Origin of the sequence: Mycobacterium senriense (assembly GCF_019668465.1) — a bacterium.
In the GTDB taxonomy this organism is placed as follows: Bacteria; Actinomycetota; Actinomycetes; order Mycobacteriales; family Mycobacteriaceae; genus Mycobacterium; species Mycobacterium senriense.
The window spans coordinates 3,265,231-3,282,555 of record NZ_AP024828.1; the positions used below are offsets into that span (position 1 = coordinate 3,265,231).

The following is a 17,325-nucleotide window of genomic DNA, read 5'->3' on the forward strand; positions in this document are numbered from 1 at the left end:
CCGTGCTGGACTTACGCGGAGATCCGATCGCGCTGACCGCCGCGCTGGTCGACATCCCCAGCGAGTCGAGGGACGAAGCGCGGCTGGCCGACGAGGTCGAGGCCGCGCTGCGCGCCCAGACCGCCGGGTTCGAGATCGTTCGCAACGGCAACGCCGTGCTGGCACGCACCAACCACGGGCGGCCGTCGCGGGTCCTGCTGGCCGGGCACCTGGACACGGTGCCAGTGGCCGGCAACCTGCCCAGCCGCCGCGACGGCGGCGACCTGTACGGCTGCGGCACGGCGGACATGAAATCCGGGGACGCGGTCTTTCTGCATCTCGCCGCCACCGTCGCCGACCCGGTGCACGATCTCACGCTGGTGATGTACGACTGCGAGGAAATCGACGCCGCGGCAAACGGATTGGGCCGCATCGAACGCGAGCTGCCGGACTGGCTGGCCGCCGACGTGGCGATTCTGGGCGAGCCCACCGGCGGCTACATCGAGGCCGGCTGCCAAGGCACCCTGCGCGTGGTGGTCAGCGCCAGCGGCACCCGTGCGCATTCGGCCCGATCCTGGTTGGGCGACAACGCGATTCACAAGCTCGGCGCCGTGCTGGAGCGGCTGGCCGCGTACCAGGCGCGCACCGTCGACATCGACGGCTGCGTCTACCGCGAGGGCCTGTCGGCCGTGCGCATCGACGGCGGCGTGGCGGGCAACGTCATTCCCGATGCGGCGGCGGTGACGGTCAACTTCCGTTTCGCCCCCGACCGGTCGTTGCCCGAGGCGCTGCAACACGTGCACGACGTGCTCGCCGGGCTCGACGTGCACATCGAACAGACCGACGCGGCGGCCGGCGCGCTGCCTGGGCTGTCCCAACCCGCAGCCAAGGCCCTGGTCGAGGCGGCCGGCGGCAACGTCCGGGCCAAGTACGGCTGGACCGACGTGGCACGGTTCGCCGCGCTGGGCATACCGGCGGTCAACTTCGGGCCGGGTGATCCCAACCTGGCGCACAAGCGCGACGAGCGCGTCGCGGTCGCCGACATCACCGCCGCGGTGGACGTGCTGCGCGGCTACCTGAACGGCTAGGCCGTCCCGGCGCCGCACCGCTGCGCCTGCGCGGCGGCGTCGGCGGCGGCCGCGTGCATGCCGATCGACGTCAGCTCGTCCGACACCGCCCGCAGACCCACGTCATCGCCGGCGGCCAGCGCGCGCGCATGGGTCAGCGCGATTCTGCCCGCAACGCAGTCGATCTCGGCGCAGAGTCGGGCCAAAGGGTCGGCGGCCCGGGTGTCGCCGAGCCGCACGGCCTCGTGCCAGACGCGCACCGCTACGCCCCGCTGGCCGCCGCGTTCGGCCATCCGGGCGGCGTCGCGCGCGGCGGCCACCGCGCCGTGCGTGTCGCGCACCAAGGCCAGCCGCCACGCCCGCGCCACCCCGAGCTCGGGCGCGAACAGCGCCGACTTGGTGCCGTGCCGGGATTCGGCCCTGCTCAACGCCTTTGCCGCGGCGGCGGTGTCGCCCTGCTGGGCCAGCGCGGTGGCCAGCAGCGTCAGCGACAGGGGCCCCCACGAGTAACCGGTGCGCTCCAGGGTGCCCGCCGCCGGAGCCAATAGTGCTGCCGCAGAGCCGAATTCGCCGCTCGCAATCAGAACATGCGCCAGCAGCACCTCGCCGATGGCGCGGCCCGGCTGTTGCAGCTCGGCGAAGTCGGTGAACTGCTGGGCGAGCCGGCGGGCCTGGTCGTGGCGGCCGGCCATCAACAGCGCGGTCGTCTGACCCAGCCCGATCGTGAAGCGCAGCAGCCCGGGGTGTTCGGCACCCAGGGCGCGCCGCGCCAGCGGCTCGACGTCATCGAAGCGGCCTTCGCGCGCCGCGCAGAGTGCGCCGGCACTGGCCGCCCAGGCCACCGCCTGGTCGTCGGCCGCCGGGGATGCGAGGACGTCGCCGGCGACCCTCACGGCGTGCCCGACATTGCCCGCGTTCATCGCGAAGGTCGCGCTGAGCGCGTCCAGGGTGGTCCGCGGGCCGGTATCGGTGACCCGATTGCGCACGGTTCGCAGGAACGCGGTGGCGCGCTCGGGTTCGCTGAGCATCCAGAACTGGTTCGCCGCCCGCAGCAGCGCCCAGTCCATCAGCGCCGCTTCCGTCAACGCGGTGGAGTCGACATCGGCCAGCACCGAATCGGCCTCCCGGCCGCGGCCCTGCCAGGCCAGGGCGTGCGCCAGCGCGAGCCGCGCCGCCAACCCGCCGGACCGCTGCAGCGCCCACCGGGCCAGCCGTTCGCCCAGCGCCAGGTCGCCCAGCCGCAGCGCCTGCTGGGCGGCGGCGACGACGTCGGCGACCCGCGGGGGAGTGTCGCTGTCCAGCGCCAGCGACACCAGCCGCAACCGGTCACTGAGGTGCTCGGAAGGCCGCTGCGACAGCATCCTGACCAGGTCGGCGGGCCGTCGCCGGGCGTCTTCGGGGTCCAGCGTGGCCCGCGTCCGGTCGGCGAACAGCGGGTGGGCGGTATAGACGACCGGGTCGTCCGACGACCCGCCGCGCACCCGGGTCTCCGCGGCGCCCCACGTCACCGCGTCGGCCACCGCGCCGTCACCGGCGAGCGCGGTCAGGTCGGCGACCGATAGCGGCTCCGCGACGGCGAGATACTCCAGCACCGACCGCGCCGCCGCGGGGAGCTCGGCGAGGAAGGTGTTGATCTCCACCGGCGCGGTCGCCCCGCCGGGCGGCTCGATGTCGATCCGGGTGAGCAGGCCGTCGCTCCACAGCGCCGCGACCGCCTCGGGGGCGGAGTCGGCTTGCGCGGTGACGATGAGCCGTCCGGCGCCGTCGCGCGCCAGCTGGTAGACCAGCGTGGCCGACAGCACGTCCAGGTGTTGGGCGTCGTCGACGATCAGCAGGAGGTCGTCGCCGCCCAGCGATGCCCGGGCGGCCCGCAACAGCGCGGCCGGCTTGCCGAGCTCGGCGATCTCCACCAGATGGCTGAACGCCCCGAACGGGACGGCGCGTTCGGTCGGGGTGCCGGTGACCCAGCGGACGAGCGTGTTCGGGTGCAGGCCGGCAAACCGCTCCGCGGCCACCCGGGCCAGGGTGGATTTGCCGACGCCGTCGGGTCCCAGCACCACCGCCCCGCGCGCCCCGTCGGCCAACGCCGCGTCCAGCCGCTCTGAGGCCGTCGCGTGTTGGGGGACGTTCCATCGAATCGGCACTGCCGAATTTTATGGCGCGAGAGCGGGGCGGCAGGGCGAAAGCCCAGATATGACGGGCCGTACGCGGTTGGTCTACCTTTGGCGGATATGCCCGGCCAACGCGCTTCGTCCAGCGAGTGGTCGGTCTGCGTGTACTGCGCATCCGGCCCGCAGCATCCCGAATTGCTCGGCGTCGCTGCGGAACTCGGCGAGGCGATCGCCGAGCGCGGCTGGACGCTGGTGTGGGGTGGGGGACGGGTGTCGGCGATGGGCGCGGTGGCGAGCGCGGCGCGCGGTCGCGGCGGCCGGACCGTCGGCGTCATCCCCAAGATCCTGATGCGCCGCGAGATCGCCGACGCGGACGCCGACGAGCTGATCGTCAGCGACACCATGCACGAGCGCAAGCAGCTCATGGAGGGCCGTGCCGACGCGTTCGTCGTGCTGCCCGGTGGCCTCGGCACCCTCGACGAGTTGCTCGACGCATGGACGACGGCCTTCCTCGGCCTGCACGACAAACCCATCGTGTTGCTGGATCCGTTCGGTCACTACGAAGGGCTGTGGACCTGGTTGTGCGGACTGCTGGACAACGGTTACATCTCCCAGGTGGCGATGGACCGGTTGGTGCTGGTCGACAAGGTGAGCGCGGCGCTGGAAGTGTGCGCACCCGGCTGAGGCCGTCGCCGGGTTTGCCACCCCTACTAGGCTGTCCGCCGAGCTTGACTTTGGAAACGAATTGAGGGGATCACGTGTCCGATCGTGACGGGGGAGCGCGCACGGCGGTCAAACTGACCGACATCGCATCTCGGGTGCCGGCGGTGCTGGCCGACCTGCCGGTGATCGTGCGCGGCGCGATGACCGGGCTGCTGGCCCAGCCGGGTTCCAAGAAATCGATCGGCACGGTGTTCCAGGAGCGGGCCGCCCGCTACGGCGACCGGATCTTCCTGCGCATGGGCGATCAGCAACTGACCTACCGCGACGCCAACGCGGCCGCCAACCGGTACGCCGCCGTGCTGGCCGCGCGCGGCGTCGGCCAGGGCGACGTGGTCGCCATCATGTTGCGCAACTCGCCCAACACCGTGCTGGCCATGCTGGCCGCGGTCAAGTGCGGCGCGGTCGCCGGCATGCTCAACTACCACCAGCGCGGCGAGGTGCTCGCGCACAGCCTCGGCCTGCTGGACGCCAAGGTGCTCATCGCCGAGGCCGATCTGGTCAGCGCCGTGGCCGAGTGCGGCGGCTCGGGGAGCACCGAGACGCTGACCGTCGAGGACCTGGAGCGGTTCGCGGTGAGCGCGCCGGCCACCAACCCCGCATCGGCGTCGGCCGTGCACGCCAGGGACACAGCGTTCTACATCTTCACCTCGGGCACAACGGGATTCCCGAAGGCCAGCGTCATGACGCACCTGCGGTGGCTCAAGGCGCTTGCGGCTTTCGGCGGGATCGGGTTGCGGCTCAAGAGCTCCGATACGCTCTACTGCTGCCTGCCGCTGTACCACAACAATGCGCTGACGGTGGCGCTGTCGTCGGTGATCAACTCGGGGGCGACGCTGGCGCTGGGCAAGTCGTTCTCGGCGTCGAAGTTCTGGGACGAGGTGATCGCCAACGATGCCACCGCGTTCATCTACATCGGCGAGGTGTGCCGGTACCTGCTCAACCAGCCGGCCAAGCCGACCGACCGCGCGCACCGGGTGCGGCTGATCGCCGGAAACGGGCTGCGTCCGGAGATCTGGGACGAGTTCACCAAGCGATTCGGCATCGCCCGGGTATGCGAGTTCTACGCCTCCAGCGAAGGCAACGCGGCCTTCATCAACGTCTTCAACGTGCCCCGTTCCACCGGCGTCTTCCCGATGCCGCTGGCCTACGTCGAGTACGACCCCGACACCGGCGCCCCGCTGCGTGACGACAACGGGCGGGTCCGCCGGGTGCCGGCCGGCGAGCCCGGTTTGTTGCTCAGCCCGGTGAATCGGCTGCAGCCGTTCGACGGCTACACCGACCAGGAGTCGAGCGAAAAGAAGTTGGTGCGCAACGCTTTTCGTGAGGGCGACTGCTGGTTCAACACCGGTGACGTGATGAGCCCGCAAGGCATGGGGCACGCCGCCTTCGTCGACCGGCTCGGCGACACGTTCCGGTGGAAGGGCGAGAACGTCGCCACCACGCAGGTCGAGGCGGCGCTGGCGTCCGACGACTCCGTCGAGGACTGCACGGTCTTCGGGGTCGAGGTGCCGCGCACCGGCGGCCGCGCCGGGATGGCCGCGGTCAAACTGCGCAACGGCGCCGAGTTCGACGGCCAGTCGCTGGCCCGCTCCGTGTACGACCAGCTGCCCGCCTACGCGCTGCCGCTGTTCGTGCGGGTGGTGGAGTCCATCGAGCAGACCACGACCTTCAAGAGCCGCAAGGTGGAGCTGCGCGAGCAGGCCTACGGCTCGGACGTGAAGGACCCGCTGTACGTGCTGGCCGGGCGCGACGAGGGCTACGTGCCCTACTACGACGAATACCCCGGCGAAGTGGCGGACGGCAAACGCCCCTGAGCCGGGCCCACCCGCGGCCGGCTCCCGCCGACTGCGGTCCCCGGGCCGCGCGCGCGGCGGCGACCGGGCACCATGTACTTGTGCATTCGACACCGTCGGCGTCCGCCGGCCGACCGACACCACCGGCGAGCGCCGGCCGGTCGACGCTGTGCGGCCGCCCGGTCGCCGGCGATCGCGCGCTGATCATGGCGATCATCAACCGCACCCCGGACTCGTTCTATGACAAGGGCGCGACCTTCAGCGACGAGGCCGCCAGGGCGGCCGTGCACCTGGCCGTCGCCGACGGCGCCGATGTCATCGATGTCGGCGGCGTCAAAGCCGGCCCCGGTCAAGAGGTCGACGCCGACACCGAGATCGCCCGGCTGGTGCCGTTCATCGAATGGCTGCGCGATGCCTATCCCGACCACTTGATCAGCGCCGATACCTGGCGCTCGGAGGTCGCCAAGGAGGCCTGCGCAGCCGGTGCGGACCTGATCAACGACACCTGGGGCGGCATCGACCCGGCGCTGCCGGAGGTGGCCGCCGAGTTCGGGGCGGGCCTGGTGTGTTCGCACACCGGCAACGCGCTGCCGCGCACGCGCCCGTTCCGGGTGAACTACGGCACCACCACGCGCGGCGTGGTCGACGACGTCATCGCCCAGGTCACCGCGGCCGCCGAGCGGGCGGTGGCCTGCGGGGTGGCCCGCGACCGGGTGCTGATCGATCCCACCCACGACTTCGGCAAGAACACCTTCCACGGGCTGCTGCTCTTGCGCCACGTGAGCGACCTTGTCGATACCGGGTGGCCCGTGCTCATGGCTTTGAGCAACAAGGACTTCGTCGGGGAGACTCTGGGTGTGGAACTGACCGAGCGGCTCGAGGGAACGTTGGCCGCCACCGCGCTGGCGGCCGCGGCGGGTGCGCGCATGTTCCGTGTGCACCAGGTCGCGGCCACCCGCCGGGTGCTGGAAATGGTGGCCTCGATCCAGGGCACCCGCCCGCCGGCGCGCACGGTGAGGGGGCTGGCATGACCGCATCGGATCTGTTCGCCGGTGATCTCGCCAAGGACAGGGCGCTTGCCGCCCGGCCCGGAGATGTGTGGCTGGCCAACGACAGGCGGAACCGTCCGAGCTGGACCATCGCCGAACTCGAAGCCGCGAAGGCCGGGCGGACCATCTCGGTGGTGCTGCCGGCCCTCAACGAGGAAGAAACCGTCGAGTCGGTGATCGAAAGCATCTCACCGCTGGTGGATGGGCTGGTCGACGAGCTGATCGTGCTCGATTCGGGCTCCACCGACGACACCGAGATCCGCGCCGTCGCCGCGGGCGCCCGCGTCGTCAGCCGCGAGCAGGCCCTGCCCGAGGTGCCGATACGTCCCGGAAAGGGCGAGGCGTTGTGGCGCTCGCTGGCGGCCACCAGCGGGGACATCGTGGTGTTCGTCGACTCCGACCTGATCGACCCGCACCCCATGTTCGTGCCGTGGCTGGTCGGCCCGATGCTCACCGGCGACGGCATTCACCTGGTCAAAAGCTTCTACCGACGGCCGCTGCGGGGCAGCGAGCTCAGCGACGTCGGCGACGTCGGCGGCGACGTCAGCGCCACCGGCGGCGGGCGCGTCACCGAGCTGGTGGCCCGGCCGTTGCTTGCGGCGCTGCGTCCGGAGCTGGGCTGCGTGGTGCAGCCGCTGGGCGGCGAGTATGCGGCCAGCCGCGAGCTGCTGACCTCGTTGCCGTTCGCGCCGGGCTACGGCGTGGAGATCGGCCTGCTGGTGGACACCTTCGACCGGCTGGGCCTGGACGCGATCGCCCAGGTCAACCTGGGCGTGCGTGCGCACCGCAACCGGCCGCTGGCCGAGCTGGGCGTGATGAGCCGCCAGATCATCGCGACCCTGCTGTCGCGCTGCGGCATCCCGGACTCCGGCGTCGGGCTGACGCAGTTCGTCGCCGACGGCCCCGATGGCTCCGATTTTCAGGGTTACACCCAGCGCACCTCGCCGGTGTCGCTGGCGGACCGGCCGCCGATGCGGGTGCTCAGGCCTCGGTAGTCGATGGTGGCGACCCGCGTCGCCCGGCACGCCGCGCTCGCGATCGCCAGATAGATCCCGGCGCGGTCACGCTGAACGTCGCCGTGTCGGTGGCATAGGGCAATATCGAACACGTGGCGTTGGTGTTGCTGTACCTGGTGGTCCTGGTGCTGGTGGCGATCGTCCTGTTCGGCGCGGCCAGCCTGTTGTTCGGGCGCGGCGAGCAGCTGCCGCCCCTGCCCCGTGGGACGACGGCCACGGTGCTGCCGGCGTTCGGGGTGACCGGCTCCGACGTCGACGCCGTCAAGTTCACCCAGGTCCTGCGCGGTTACAAGACCAGCGAGGTGGACTGGGTGCTGGATCGGCTCGCCCGCGAGCTCGAGGCGCTGCGCGGCCAGCTGGCCGCGGTGCACGCCTCGCCTGCCGCCGCTCGGGAGGCCGAGGGCGAGCCCGGGGAACCAGACGACGGTGAGGATCGTCAGGACTCGGTGTGAGTGAAGACGAGTTGGTTCGCTGCAGCTGGGCGACCGTGCGACCCGGACCCGATTTCGAGCTCTATCGCGACTACCACGACCGCGAATGGGGCCAACCGGTGCGCGACGGGGTCGCGTTGTTCGAGCGGATGAGCCTGGAGGCCTTTCAAAGTGGCCTGTCCTGGCTGATCATCCTGCGGAAACGGGAGAATTTCCGGCGTGCGTTCGCCCGGTTCGACATAGCCGAGGTCGCCGAGTACACCGACGCCGACGTACAGCGGCTGATGACGGATCAGGGAATCGTGCGCAACCGCGCCAAGATCGAGTCGACGATCGCCAACGCCCGGGCCGCCGCTGAACTGGGAACTCCGGCGGACCTGGCGGACCTGCTGTGGTCGTTTGCGCCGTCGCCGCGGCCCCGTCCGGCCGACGCGTCCCAAATCCCCTCAGCCACTGACGAATCGAAGGCCATGGCTCGTGAACTCAAGCGGCGCGGCTTCCGCTTCGTCGGCCCGACCACCGCCTATGCGCTGATGCAGGCGACCGGGATGGTCGACGACCATATCCGCGGTTGCTGGGTGCCCGCCACCGCCCGCTGAGCACACAGTTGCGGGTCTTTGTACAAGCGGTGACCTGGATAGGGAACAATGGAGGCGTGATAAGGCAGTTCGATGCCGGGCATGGCTTGAATTCCGCTGGCGGGGCATGCTCGGTGCCGACCAGGTCCGCACGGGCGGGCCAGCTCGAATCTGGAGGGAGCACTCGATGGCGGCGATGAAGCCCCGGACCGGAGACGGTCCTCTGGAAGCAACAAAGGAGGGGCGCGGCATCGTGATGCGGGTACCACTTGAGGGAGGCGGTCGACTCGTCGTCGAGCTGACGCCCGACGAAGCGGCTGCCCTCGGTGACGAACTCAAGGGCGTCACGAGCTCCAGCTAGGGCTTGCCGCCGAATGGATGTCGGCGGCGCTACGCACACACTTTCCGATAGATCTCCAGGGTCTGCTCGGCGACGTGGGCCCAGGAGAACTCTTCGACGCAGCGCTGGCGTCCCGCCTTGCCGTAGCGCTGCGCTTTGTCGCGGTCGGCGACGAGCTCGTTGACCGCTTCGGCCAATCCGGTCTGATAGCCCTGCGCGTCGTCCGGGTCGTAATGCACCAGCGTCCCGGTGATCCCGTCGACGACCACCTCCGGGATGCCGCCGACATCGGAGGCCACCACCGCCGTCGAGCAGGCCATCGCCTCCAAATTCACGATGCCCAACGGCTCGTACACCGACGGGCAAACGAAAACCGATGCCGCCGAAAGGATTTCGCGTAGCTCCCCGATGGGCAGCATCTCCCGGATCCAGAACACTCCGGTGCGGGTGCGGGACAGCGCGCCGACGGCGTCGCGGATCTCCTCGGCGATCTCCGGGGTGTCGGGGGCGCCGGCGCACAACACCACCTGCGCCTCCGGGCTGAACCGGTGGGCGGCGGCCACCAGGTGCGCCAGCCCCTTCTGCCGCGTGATCCGGCCCACGAACACCACGATGGGCCGGGACGGATCGACGCCGAGTTCGGTCAGCATCGATCCGCTTCGCACCGGCCCCGCCGGGTACCAGACGTCGGTGTCGACGCCGTTTCGGATGACGTGTACGGCGCTGGGATCCAGTGTGGGATAGACACGCAGGACGTCCTCGCGCATCGCGGAGCTGACCGCGATGACGGCGTCGGCGGCCAGCACGGCGGTCTGCTCGACCCAGCTCGAGATCCGGTAGCCCCCACCGAGTTGCTCGGCCTTCCACGGGCGCAGCGGCTCGAGCGAATGCGCGGTCAAGACGTGCGGGATGCCGTAGAGCAGCGCGGCCAGATGCCCGGCCATGCCGGTGTACCAGGTGTGCGAATGCACCACGTCGGCCTCCGACGCCGCGTTGGCCATGATCAGGTCGGCCGACAGGGTCGACATCGCCGCGTTGGCGCCCTGCAGCCGCGGGTCCGGCTCGTGCACGTGGGCGCCCGGGCGCGGTGCGCCCATGCAATGGACGTCGACCGCGCACAGCCGGCGCAGCTGGGCGACGAGTTCGGTGACGTGTACTCCCGCGCCGCCGTAGACCTCTGGTGGGTACTCCCGCGTCATCATCGCCACCCGCATACCCCGAACGGTAGTTCGGCGAGGGGGCCCGCCGCGAGTCGGGTTCGCCACACCGCCGGCGCGATCTTCGCGGCCTGCGCCGCCAAATACCTTGACAGACAGCCCCACAGAACTCCGCCAATCACCCCTTCCCCCTGGCAGCCCTTCGCAACGGCCGATAGGTTTGACAACATGAGGGAAGCGCCACACGTGCTGGGCATCGTCCTGGCCGGCGGTGAGGGCAAGCGGCTGTATCCGCTGACCGCGGATCGCGCCAAGCCCGCGGTTCCCTTCGGGGGCGCCTACCGACTGATCGACTTCGTCCTGTCCAACCTCGTCAACGCCCGGTATCTGCGCATCTGCGTTCTCACCCAGTACAAGTCGCATTCACTGGACCGTCACATTTCGCAGAACTGGCGGCTGTCCGGCCTGGCCGGCGAGTACATCACCCCGGTGCCCGCCCAGCAGCGGCTCGGCCCGCGCTGGTACACGGGCTCGGCCGACGCGATATACCAGTCACTCAACCTGATCTATGACGAAGACCCCGACTACATCGTGGTTTTCGGTGCTGACCACGTGTACCGGATGGACCCCGAGCAGATGGTCCGGTTCCACATCGACAGCGGTGCGGGCGCGACGGTGGCCGGCATCCGGGTGCCCCGCAGCGAAGCCACCGCGTTCGGCTGCATCGATTCCGACGAGTCGGGCCGCATCCGCCAGTTCGTGGAGAAGCCACTGGATCCGCCGGGCACCCCGGACGACCCCGAGCAGACGTTCGTGTCGATGGGCAACTACATCTTCACCACCAAGGTGCTCATCGACGCGATCCGCGCGGACGCCGACGACGACCATTCCGATCACGACATGGGCGGCGACATCATCCCACGACTGGTCGACGACGGGATGGCAGCGGTGTACGACTTCAGCGACAACGAGGTGCCCGGCGCCACCGATCGTGACCGCGCCTACTGGCGGGACGTGGGAACGCTGGACGCGTTCTACGACGCGCACATGGACTTGGTGTCGGTACATCCGGTGTTCAACCTGTACAACAAGCGCTGGCCGATCCGCGGCGAGTCGGAGAACCTGGCGCCGGCCAAGTTCGTCAACGGCGGTTCCGCGCAGGAGTCGGTGGTGGGTGCGGGCAGCATCATCTCGGCGGCCTCGGTGCGCAACTCGGTGCTCTCGTCCAACGTGGTGGTCGACGACGGCGCGATCGTCGAGGGCAGCGTGATCATGCCCGGCGCCCGCGTCGGGCGCGGCGCGGTGGTGCGCCACGCGATCCTGGACAAGAACGTCGTCGTCGGGCCGGGCGAGATGGTTGGCGTGGATCTGGAAAAGGACCGCGAGCGCTTCGCGATCAGCGCCGGCGGTGTGGTCGCCGTGGGCAAGGGCGTCTGGATCTAGCCCGGGATCTCCGGAATCAGCAGGTGGGCCTCGTGCTGTGGACCCCAGTGCAGCGTGACGCGGCCGCGCGGCGAGCCCTGGTACCACGCCGGAAATTGGCCGGTGAGTGGGTTTCTCGGGGACAGCCAGCGCGCGGCGACCACCAGCCGCAACTGCTCGCCGGCGCGGAACAGCGTCGCCGACGGGCCCAGCTCCACCTCGACCGCGGCCAACTCGCCGGCCGACAGCGGGCGTGGGTCGGTGCCCGTGATGACCGGTTCGGCCGGCCCGGACAGCTCGGGGTCCAGGGCGCGCAGCGCAACTCGCTGCCATCCGCTGGTCACCCGATCGCGGCCATAGCCGTAGGACCCCTCGAAGCCGACGAACCGCCCGCCGCGCCACTTCTCCACGCCGACGAACAGGTTCGCGTCGTCGCAGCCGCTCAGCTCGACCCACAGCCGGGCCACCATCGGGCCGGTCAGCTCGACATCCTCGGCGACGGTCCATGCGAAAGATGCTGCACCGGAACGCGTTCCGAACGCGATGCGGCCGGGCGTCGCGGGCTGCTCGGGCGTCAGCGAACCGGCGTCGCCCAGATACAGTGGGCGCCAACGCGTGCGGGCCAGCGGCCACTCGGTCTCTTCGCGCACCGCGGTGACGGTGTCGCGGTCCTCGCGCACCTCCAGGCGCACACTGCGCGAGGCCGGGGCGCCGCCCAGCACATCGCGAAAGAACTTCAGCTGCTCGGCGCGCGCCGCGTCGGAGTAGAAGGTCGTCCACTTGCCCCCGCGGTGCGTGTAGAGCCGGGCGTGCTCGGAGCCGCCGTGCACGAATGCCCGCATCGAACCGCGGCTGTGCAGGTTGTTGTCCGAGAAGCTGCCGCAGACCAGCATGGGGACCCTGATCGCCGACAGGTCGGGCGCCAGCGAGCGCCAGAACTCGTCGCGCGTCGGGTGGTCTTCCTGCATCCGCGCGAGGTCGTAGCTCTGCCGAGTGTCGCGACTGAGGTTGCGCGACCACAGCCGGCTGAAGCCGATCTCGTGAACGCCGCCGGGAAACATCAGGTCGCGGTAGGCATCGGTGAACCCTTCCCACGGGCAGATCGCCCGCAACGCCGGGGGCGCCAGGGCGGCCACCGCGTACTGGCTGATCGCCAAATAGGACACCCCGAGCATGACCACGTTCCCGTCGCTCCACGGTTGTACGGCGATCCACTGCACCAGGTCGTAGGTGTCCTCGGCTTCCCGGCGGGACAGCAGGTTCCCGGTGCCGTCCGAATGGCCGCAGCCACGCGAGTCGGCGTTCACCACGACGAAGCCCTGCGCGGTCCACCATGCCGGATCCGGTGCCTCCCAACCGGTCAGCGTGGAAAAGGCCACCGGTTGCGGCTGACGTATCATCCGGTACTGCACCGAGAACGTCGTCTTGTTGCCGCGCCGGGTCGGCAGGTTGTCCTTGCCGTACGGGTGGATGCTCAGGATGACCGGCCGGCGCGCTTCGGCCCCGCTGCCCTCGCGAAACATGTTGATCCGCAAGATCGTTCCGTCCCGCGTGGTGACGGCCACGTCACGCTCGACCTGCAGGTCGGCGGGCGGGCTGGTGACCGTGACGGGCGGCTTGGCGACGCCGCGAATCCTGGTCAACGCATACCGCAGCGCGCCGGGGCGCCGCCACGGGCGGTCCAGGGCCGGTGGCCGATTGTGCAGCACGCCAATACTTTAAGCGGTGGGCCGGGTGGCTACCAGACGTGAGGCACGAGCCGGTAGCGCACGCGGTCGCCGTATTCGCGGTACCCGGGCAATTCCCGGCGAAGCAGTTTTTCCTCATCCAGGATGCGCAGTGTCAGTCCGACGATGCCCGGGAGGATGAAGAGTAATCCCCAGTACGAGCCGAGCGCCAGGGGAATGCCGATCATCATGATCACATTGCCGACGTACATCGGATGGCGCACGAATTTGTAGAGGCCGCTGGACACGACCGTCTGGCCGCTTTCCACCGTGACCGTGGCGCCGGCATAGCTGTTCTGGACGATCACCAGCATGGCGATGCCGAGGCCCGTCGCCACCAGCACATCGCCGAGCACCGACAGCCACGGCGGCACCGACGACCAGCCGAACCGATGATCGAACGCGCTGAACACCATCGTCGCGAACAGGCCCAGAAACGACCCGGCGATGATGAACTTCTGAGCCTGCCGGGGCTCCGCCCGCGGGCCGGCGCGCATGCGGCGCTGCAGGGCCGCGGGATTGGCGTGGGCCAGGTAGACGGTGGGGACGATGGTCGCCACCGTGAACACGGCGATGAAGACCCACGCCTGCCAGTAGTGCAGGGTGCCGGCCGGGAGGAGAAGGATCAAAACCCAGGAGAGAATGCCCGAGAGGGATGTCGCCGTTATTCTGATCCCGGTTTTCATCACCCTCCTAGCAGCGGAGATCGCGGCGCCGAAAAGCTATGGCACCCAGAACCACCAACCCTACGTCCACGGCCAGTAGCCATAACAGTGGTACGACGGTGAATTCTGTGCCGATCCGCGGAATGTGTGCGAAGGGTTCCAGGTCGAGCAACCACTGCGGGAAACCGGCCAACGACCCGATCAGGTACAGGGCGACGAAGCCGATCAGCACACCCCAGGCCACCGGCGTCAGGCGCGGGACAAAGCCGAACACGCAGACCGTCACGGCCGACAACAGCCACACGGCGGGGAGTTGGACGGCCGCGCTGGCAACGACCATCGGCAGCTTGGCGCCGACATCGCCGGCCGCGACGCCATAGACCACACCTGCGGTCAGGCCGCTGGCCAGCATCGCCGCCGCGGATCCGGCGAGTGCGGTCACCAAATGACTTGTCAACCAGCGGGTTCGCGACACCGCGCCCGCCAGCACCGTTTCGGCTCGCTGGCTCGACTCTTCCTGGTGGAGCCGTAACGTGAGCGAGACGGCGAACGCCGCGGCGACCATGCCCATCATGGAAAACGCGACGGCGATGAACGCGTCCTCGAGAGCGCTGGTGCCGCCCATCCGCGCGACGATGTCGCGCGCCACGCCACTGCCGCCCAGCTCGTCGCCGATGCCGTGCACCACGCTGCCGATCAGCAGGCCGTACAGGCACAGCCCCACGGTCCACAGCAGCAGCGAGGCGCGGTCCAGCCGCCACGTCAGCCCGAACACGTTGCCCAGCGCCGGCGCGGCGTTGGCGGGGCCAGGCCGCTCCGCGATCAGCCCGGCGCCGACGTCGCGGCCGGCGAGCAACCGATACGCCAGCACCGTCAGCACGACCGTCGTCGCCAGGTGCAACACCAGCACCCACCAGCGGTCGCCCGCATACGGTTTGACCTGCAGTGACCACCCCAGCGGGGAAAGCCACGAGAGCGTGCCGTCACCGGCGTCGCCGACGGCACGCAAGGTGAACGCGGCGCCCAGTACGGCGAACGCGGCACCGCGGGCGAACCGGGCGCTCGGCGACAACTGCGCGGTCACCGCGGCGACGGCGGTGAACACCAGGCCGGAGCAGGCCAGCGCCGCCCCGAAGGCCAGCGACCCGCCGGCCGGGACGTCGGTGCTCAACAAGCCGGCCGCACCGATCGCGCCGGTGGCGATCGATGCTCCGAACGACAGCAGCAGCGCCGCGCTCAGGCTGGCGTAGCGGCCGATCGCGGTCGAGTCCACCAGCTCGGTCCGTCCGTTCTCCTCGTCGGCGCGGGTATGCCGGATCACCGTGAGGATGACGGCCACCGCGATCAACAGGTGGAACATGCCGGCTTTCCAAATACCCACGGCGCCAAGGCTGTCGTTGTACACCTGGCCGTAGAGGGCGCGCTGGGCCGGGCTGGCCATGATGGAGGCCACGAATCCGGCGCGGGCGGGCGCGGTGGGATAGACCTTTTCGATGCTGCCGACGTACACCGTGGCCAACGGGACCGACAGCAGCAGCACCCACAGCGGCATCGAGACCCGGTCGCGGCGCAGGTAGAGCCGCAGCATCGCCAGCGTTCCGGAGAAGTTCGAACTCTTAAGCGGCGCAGGCGATGCCGACGCGAAAGGTCGGTCCAGCGTGGTCGTGCTCATGACAGCGAGGCCTTTGCTTCGTCGCGTCCGTGCCGGCCGTCGCCGCCCGACGTGTCATAGTGCCGCAGGAAAAGCTCTTCGAGGGTCGGCGGCTGGCTGACCAGGCTGCGCACCCCGGCATCGCCGAGCACGCGGATGAGCTCGCCCAGGCTCTCGCTGTCGACCTGGGCGCGCAGCGTGTTGCCCTCGACGGTGATGTCCTCGACCCCCTTGATGCGTCTGAGATCGCCTGGATCGCCGATCATTTCGGCCTTGATCGAGGTGCGGCTCAGGTGCCGCATGGAGTTCAGCGACCCGCTTTCGATGGTCTTGCCGGCGCGGATGATCGTCACCCGTTCGCACAACGCTTCCGTTTCGGCCAGGATGTGGCTGGACAACAACACCGTCGTGCCCCGATCGCGCGCCTGCGCCACGCACTGTTGAAACACATTCTCCATCAACGGGTCCAGGCCGCTGCTCGGCTCGTCCAGAAGCAGCAGCCTGGCGTGTGACGAGAACGCCGAGATCAGCGAAACCTTCTGGCGGTTGCCCTTGGAGTACGTGCGCGCCTTCTTGTGCGGGTCCAGGTCGAAGCGCTCGATCAACTCGGCGCGGCGCTTCTTGTCGATGCCGCCCCGCATGCGGGCCAGCAGGTCGATGATCTCACCGCCGGTCAGCGACGGCCACAGGGTGACGTCGCCTGGGACATAAGCGATTTGGCGATGCAGGGCGACCGCCTGGGTCCAGGGGTCGCCGCCGAGCAGCCGCACGCTGCCGCCGTCGGCCTTGACCAGGCCGAGCAGGATACGGATGGTCGTCGACTTCCCCGCGCCGTTGGGCCCGAGGAACCCGTGGACTTCGCCTTCCCGCACCGTGAGGTCCAGGCCGTCCAGCGCCCGCACCACACCGAAATTTTTTGTGAGCCCGCGGATCTCGATGGGTGCGACACCGGTGGCGGTTTCAGTGGGCATCAGATTCTCCTTGATCTTCAGCGGCCAGGAATGCGTCGTACATGGTCCGGTCGGTCAGCAGTCCCTCGCTGTAGACCTCGAGCGCGGGCAATATCATCTCGCGCGAGTAATCCCGCAGTACCGCCCGCAGATCCGTTGGCGTATCATGCATTTGGATGTACAGCAGAAATCCGCCGCCGCCGGTGATGGCCAGATACCTGGCCCTGGCCTTGGGATCGCGGCTCGGCTTGATCGTCCCTGCCCGCACGCCCTCGTCCATGTATTCCTCGGCATTGTCGATCATCCTGCGCCACAACATGTTTGCCAGATCGCCGCCGGTCTGCATGCTACGCACCAGGTAGGCCATCAGCGGCGCGTACTCCTCGATCTCGGCCAGTTGGGCGAACCAGGTGGCCGGGTCGTTGGATTGCAGCGCCTCCGATTTGGTGCCGCGGATCGTCTCGGCGATGTAGTCCTCGCACGCCTTGCGCAGGCCGTCCTTGGAGCCGAAGTGGTGGATGACCAGTGCGGCGCTGACGCCGGCCGCTTCGGCGATGGCGCGCAGCCCGACGCCGAACCCGTGCTCGCCGAATTGTTCGATGGCCGCGTCTCGGATCCGGGCGGCTGCGGTCAAGTCGGCTGAACGCATGTTCAGTACACTAAACG

Annotated in this window: 16 protein-coding genes; 9 read left to right on the forward strand and 7 right to left on the reverse strand. The window is 69.6% G+C overall.

Annotated features, from left to right (window positions below; translation table 11 throughout):
• Positions 1 to 2: 2 nt before the first annotated feature.
• The gene (gene dapE, locus MTY59_RS15765) at positions 3 to 1,067 is read left to right on the forward strand and encodes a succinyl-diaminopimelate desuccinylase (RefSeq protein ID WP_221041978.1); all 1,065 of its coding nucleotides are present in this window, start codon (positions 3 to 5) and stop codon (positions 1,065 to 1,067) included.
• On the opposite strand, the gene MTY59_RS15770 is transcribed toward dapE, so the two are convergent.
• A complete protein-coding gene (locus MTY59_RS15770) occupies positions 1,064 to 3,190 on the reverse strand; it encodes an AAA family ATPase (RefSeq protein ID WP_221041979.1) in 2,127 nt (708 codons plus the stop codon). The two genes, dapE and MTY59_RS15770, sit on opposite strands and share 4 nt — an antisense overlap.
• An 87-nt stretch (positions 3,191 to 3,277) precedes the next feature.
• Here MTY59_RS15770 and log point away from each other — a divergent pair, with 87 nt between their 5' ends.
• The 7 genes from log (at position 3,278) to MTY59_RS15805 (ending at position 9,108) form a co-directional block, all read left to right on the forward strand.
• The gene (gene log, locus MTY59_RS15775) at positions 3,278 to 3,841 is read left to right on the forward strand and encodes a cytokinin riboside 5'-monophosphate phosphoribohydrolase (protein ID WP_221041980.1); all 564 of its coding nucleotides are present in this window, start codon (positions 3,278 to 3,280) and stop codon (positions 3,839 to 3,841) included.
• A gap of 74 nt (positions 3,842 to 3,915) precedes the next feature.
• Positions 3,916 to 5,694 carry a long-chain-acyl-CoA synthetase FadD6 gene (gene fadD6 / locus MTY59_RS15780; protein WP_221041981.1) on the forward strand — a complete coding sequence of 593 codons (1,779 nt, stop codon included), beginning with the start codon at positions 3,916 to 3,918 and terminating at the stop codon, positions 5,692 to 5,694.
• A gap of 185 nt (positions 5,695 to 5,879) precedes the next feature.
• Positions 5,880 to 6,704: a dihydropteroate synthase gene (gene folP, locus MTY59_RS15785; protein WP_250160870.1), complete on the forward strand. Its 825-nt coding sequence runs from the start codon at positions 5,880 to 5,882 to the stop codon at positions 6,702 to 6,704.
• The gene (locus MTY59_RS15790) at positions 6,701 to 7,717 is read left to right on the forward strand and encodes a glucosyl-3-phosphoglycerate synthase (RefSeq protein WP_221041983.1); all 1,017 of its coding nucleotides are present in this window, start codon (positions 6,701 to 6,703) and stop codon (positions 7,715 to 7,717) included. Before folP ends, MTY59_RS15790 begins: the two co-directional genes overlap by 4 nt.
• 113 nt (positions 7,718 to 7,830) lie before the next feature.
• Positions 7,831 to 8,190, forward strand: coding sequence for a DivIVA domain-containing protein (locus MTY59_RS15795; protein WP_221041984.1), 360 nt, complete (start codon positions 7,831 to 7,833; stop codon positions 8,188 to 8,190).
• Positions 8,187 to 8,768: a DNA-3-methyladenine glycosylase I gene (locus tag MTY59_RS15800; RefSeq protein ID WP_221041985.1), complete on the forward strand. Its 582-nt coding sequence runs from the start codon at positions 8,187 to 8,189 to the stop codon at positions 8,766 to 8,768. Before MTY59_RS15795 ends, MTY59_RS15800 begins: the two co-directional genes overlap by 4 nt.
• A 166-nt stretch (positions 8,769 to 8,934) precedes the next feature.
• A complete protein-coding gene (locus MTY59_RS15805; protein WP_003878471.1) occupies positions 8,935 to 9,108 on the forward strand; it encodes a DUF3117 domain-containing protein in 174 nt (57 codons plus the stop codon).
• 29 nt (positions 9,109 to 9,137) lie between these two features.
• On the opposite strand, the gene glgA is transcribed toward MTY59_RS15805, so the two are convergent.
• Complete coding sequence (gene glgA, locus MTY59_RS15810; protein ID WP_221041986.1) at positions 9,138 to 10,301, reverse strand: glycogen synthase; 1,164 nt, start codon at positions 10,299 to 10,301, stop codon at positions 9,138 to 9,140.
• A 171-nt stretch (positions 10,302 to 10,472) separates the two neighbouring features.
• Here glgA and glgC point away from each other — a divergent pair, with 171 nt between their 5' ends.
• Positions 10,473 to 11,687: a glucose-1-phosphate adenylyltransferase gene (gene glgC, locus MTY59_RS15815; RefSeq protein WP_076103526.1), complete on the forward strand. Its 1,215-nt coding sequence runs from the start codon at positions 10,473 to 10,475 to the stop codon at positions 11,685 to 11,687.
• On the opposite strand, the gene MTY59_RS15820 is transcribed toward glgC, so the two are convergent.
• Genes MTY59_RS15820 through MTY59_RS15840 form a run of 5 tightly spaced genes read right to left on the reverse strand, consistent with a single transcriptional unit; the run spans position 11,684 to position 17,308 of the window.
• Positions 11,684 to 13,375 (reverse strand): CocE/NonD family hydrolase, encoded by a 1,692-nt coding sequence (locus MTY59_RS15820; RefSeq protein ID WP_221041987.1) that lies wholly within the window; start codon positions 13,373 to 13,375, stop codon positions 11,684 to 11,686. The genes glgC and MTY59_RS15820 overlap by 4 nt on opposite strands.
• Positions 13,376 to 13,404: 29 nt before the next feature.
• A complete protein-coding gene (locus MTY59_RS15825; RefSeq protein ID WP_221041988.1) occupies positions 13,405 to 14,079 on the reverse strand; it encodes a methyltransferase family protein in 675 nt (224 codons plus the stop codon).
• A gap of 7 nt (positions 14,080 to 14,086) precedes the next feature.
• Positions 14,087 to 15,730, reverse strand: a complete 1,644-nt coding sequence (locus MTY59_RS15830) for an ABC transporter permease (protein ID WP_221041989.1) — start codon at positions 15,728 to 15,730, stop codon at positions 14,087 to 14,089.
• Positions 15,727 to 16,680, reverse strand: a complete 954-nt coding sequence (locus MTY59_RS15835) for an ABC transporter ATP-binding protein (RefSeq protein WP_221041990.1) — start codon at positions 16,678 to 16,680, stop codon at positions 15,727 to 15,729. The genes MTY59_RS15830 and MTY59_RS15835 overlap by 4 nt, the downstream gene beginning before the upstream one ends.
• A complete protein-coding gene (locus MTY59_RS15840; protein WP_221041991.1) occupies positions 16,670 to 17,308 on the reverse strand; it encodes a TetR/AcrR family transcriptional regulator in 639 nt (212 codons plus the stop codon). The genes MTY59_RS15835 and MTY59_RS15840 overlap by 11 nt, the downstream gene beginning before the upstream one ends.
• Positions 17,309 to 17,325 lie beyond the last annotated feature (17 nt).

Coding starts and splice junctions, on each gene's coding strand:
- MTY59_RS15805 (WP_003878471.1), top strand. CDS start 8,935: ATGGCGGCGATGAAGCCCCGGACCGGAGACGGTCCTCTGGAAGCAACA.
- MTY59_RS15835 (WP_221041990.1), bottom strand. CDS start 16,680: ATGCCCACTGAAACCGCCACCGGTGTCGCACCCATCGAGATCCGCGGG.
- MTY59_RS15790 (WP_221041983.1), top strand. CDS start 6,701: ATGACCGCATCGGATCTGTTCGCCGGTGATCTCGCCAAGGACAGGGCG.
- glgC (WP_076103526.1), top strand. CDS start 10,473: ATGAGGGAAGCGCCACACGTGCTGGGCATCGTCCTGGCCGGCGGTGAG.
- log (WP_221041980.1), top strand. CDS start 3,278: ATGCCCGGCCAACGCGCTTCGTCCAGCGAGTGGTCGGTCTGCGTGTAC.
- MTY59_RS15840 (WP_221041991.1), bottom strand. CDS start 17,308: ATGCGTTCAGCCGACTTGACCGCAGCCGCCCGGATCCGAGACGCGGCC.
- glgA (WP_221041986.1), bottom strand. CDS start 10,301: ATGCGGGTGGCGATGATGACGCGGGAGTACCCACCAGAGGTCTACGGC.
- MTY59_RS15825 (WP_221041988.1), bottom strand. CDS start 14,079: ATGAAAACCGGGATCAGAATAACGGCGACATCCCTCTCGGGCATTCTC.
- folP (WP_250160870.1), top strand. CDS start 5,880: ATGGCGATCATCAACCGCACCCCGGACTCGTTCTATGACAAGGGCGCG.
- MTY59_RS15830 (WP_221041989.1), bottom strand. CDS start 15,730: ATGAGCACGACCACGCTGGACCGACCTTTCGCGTCGGCATCGCCTGCG.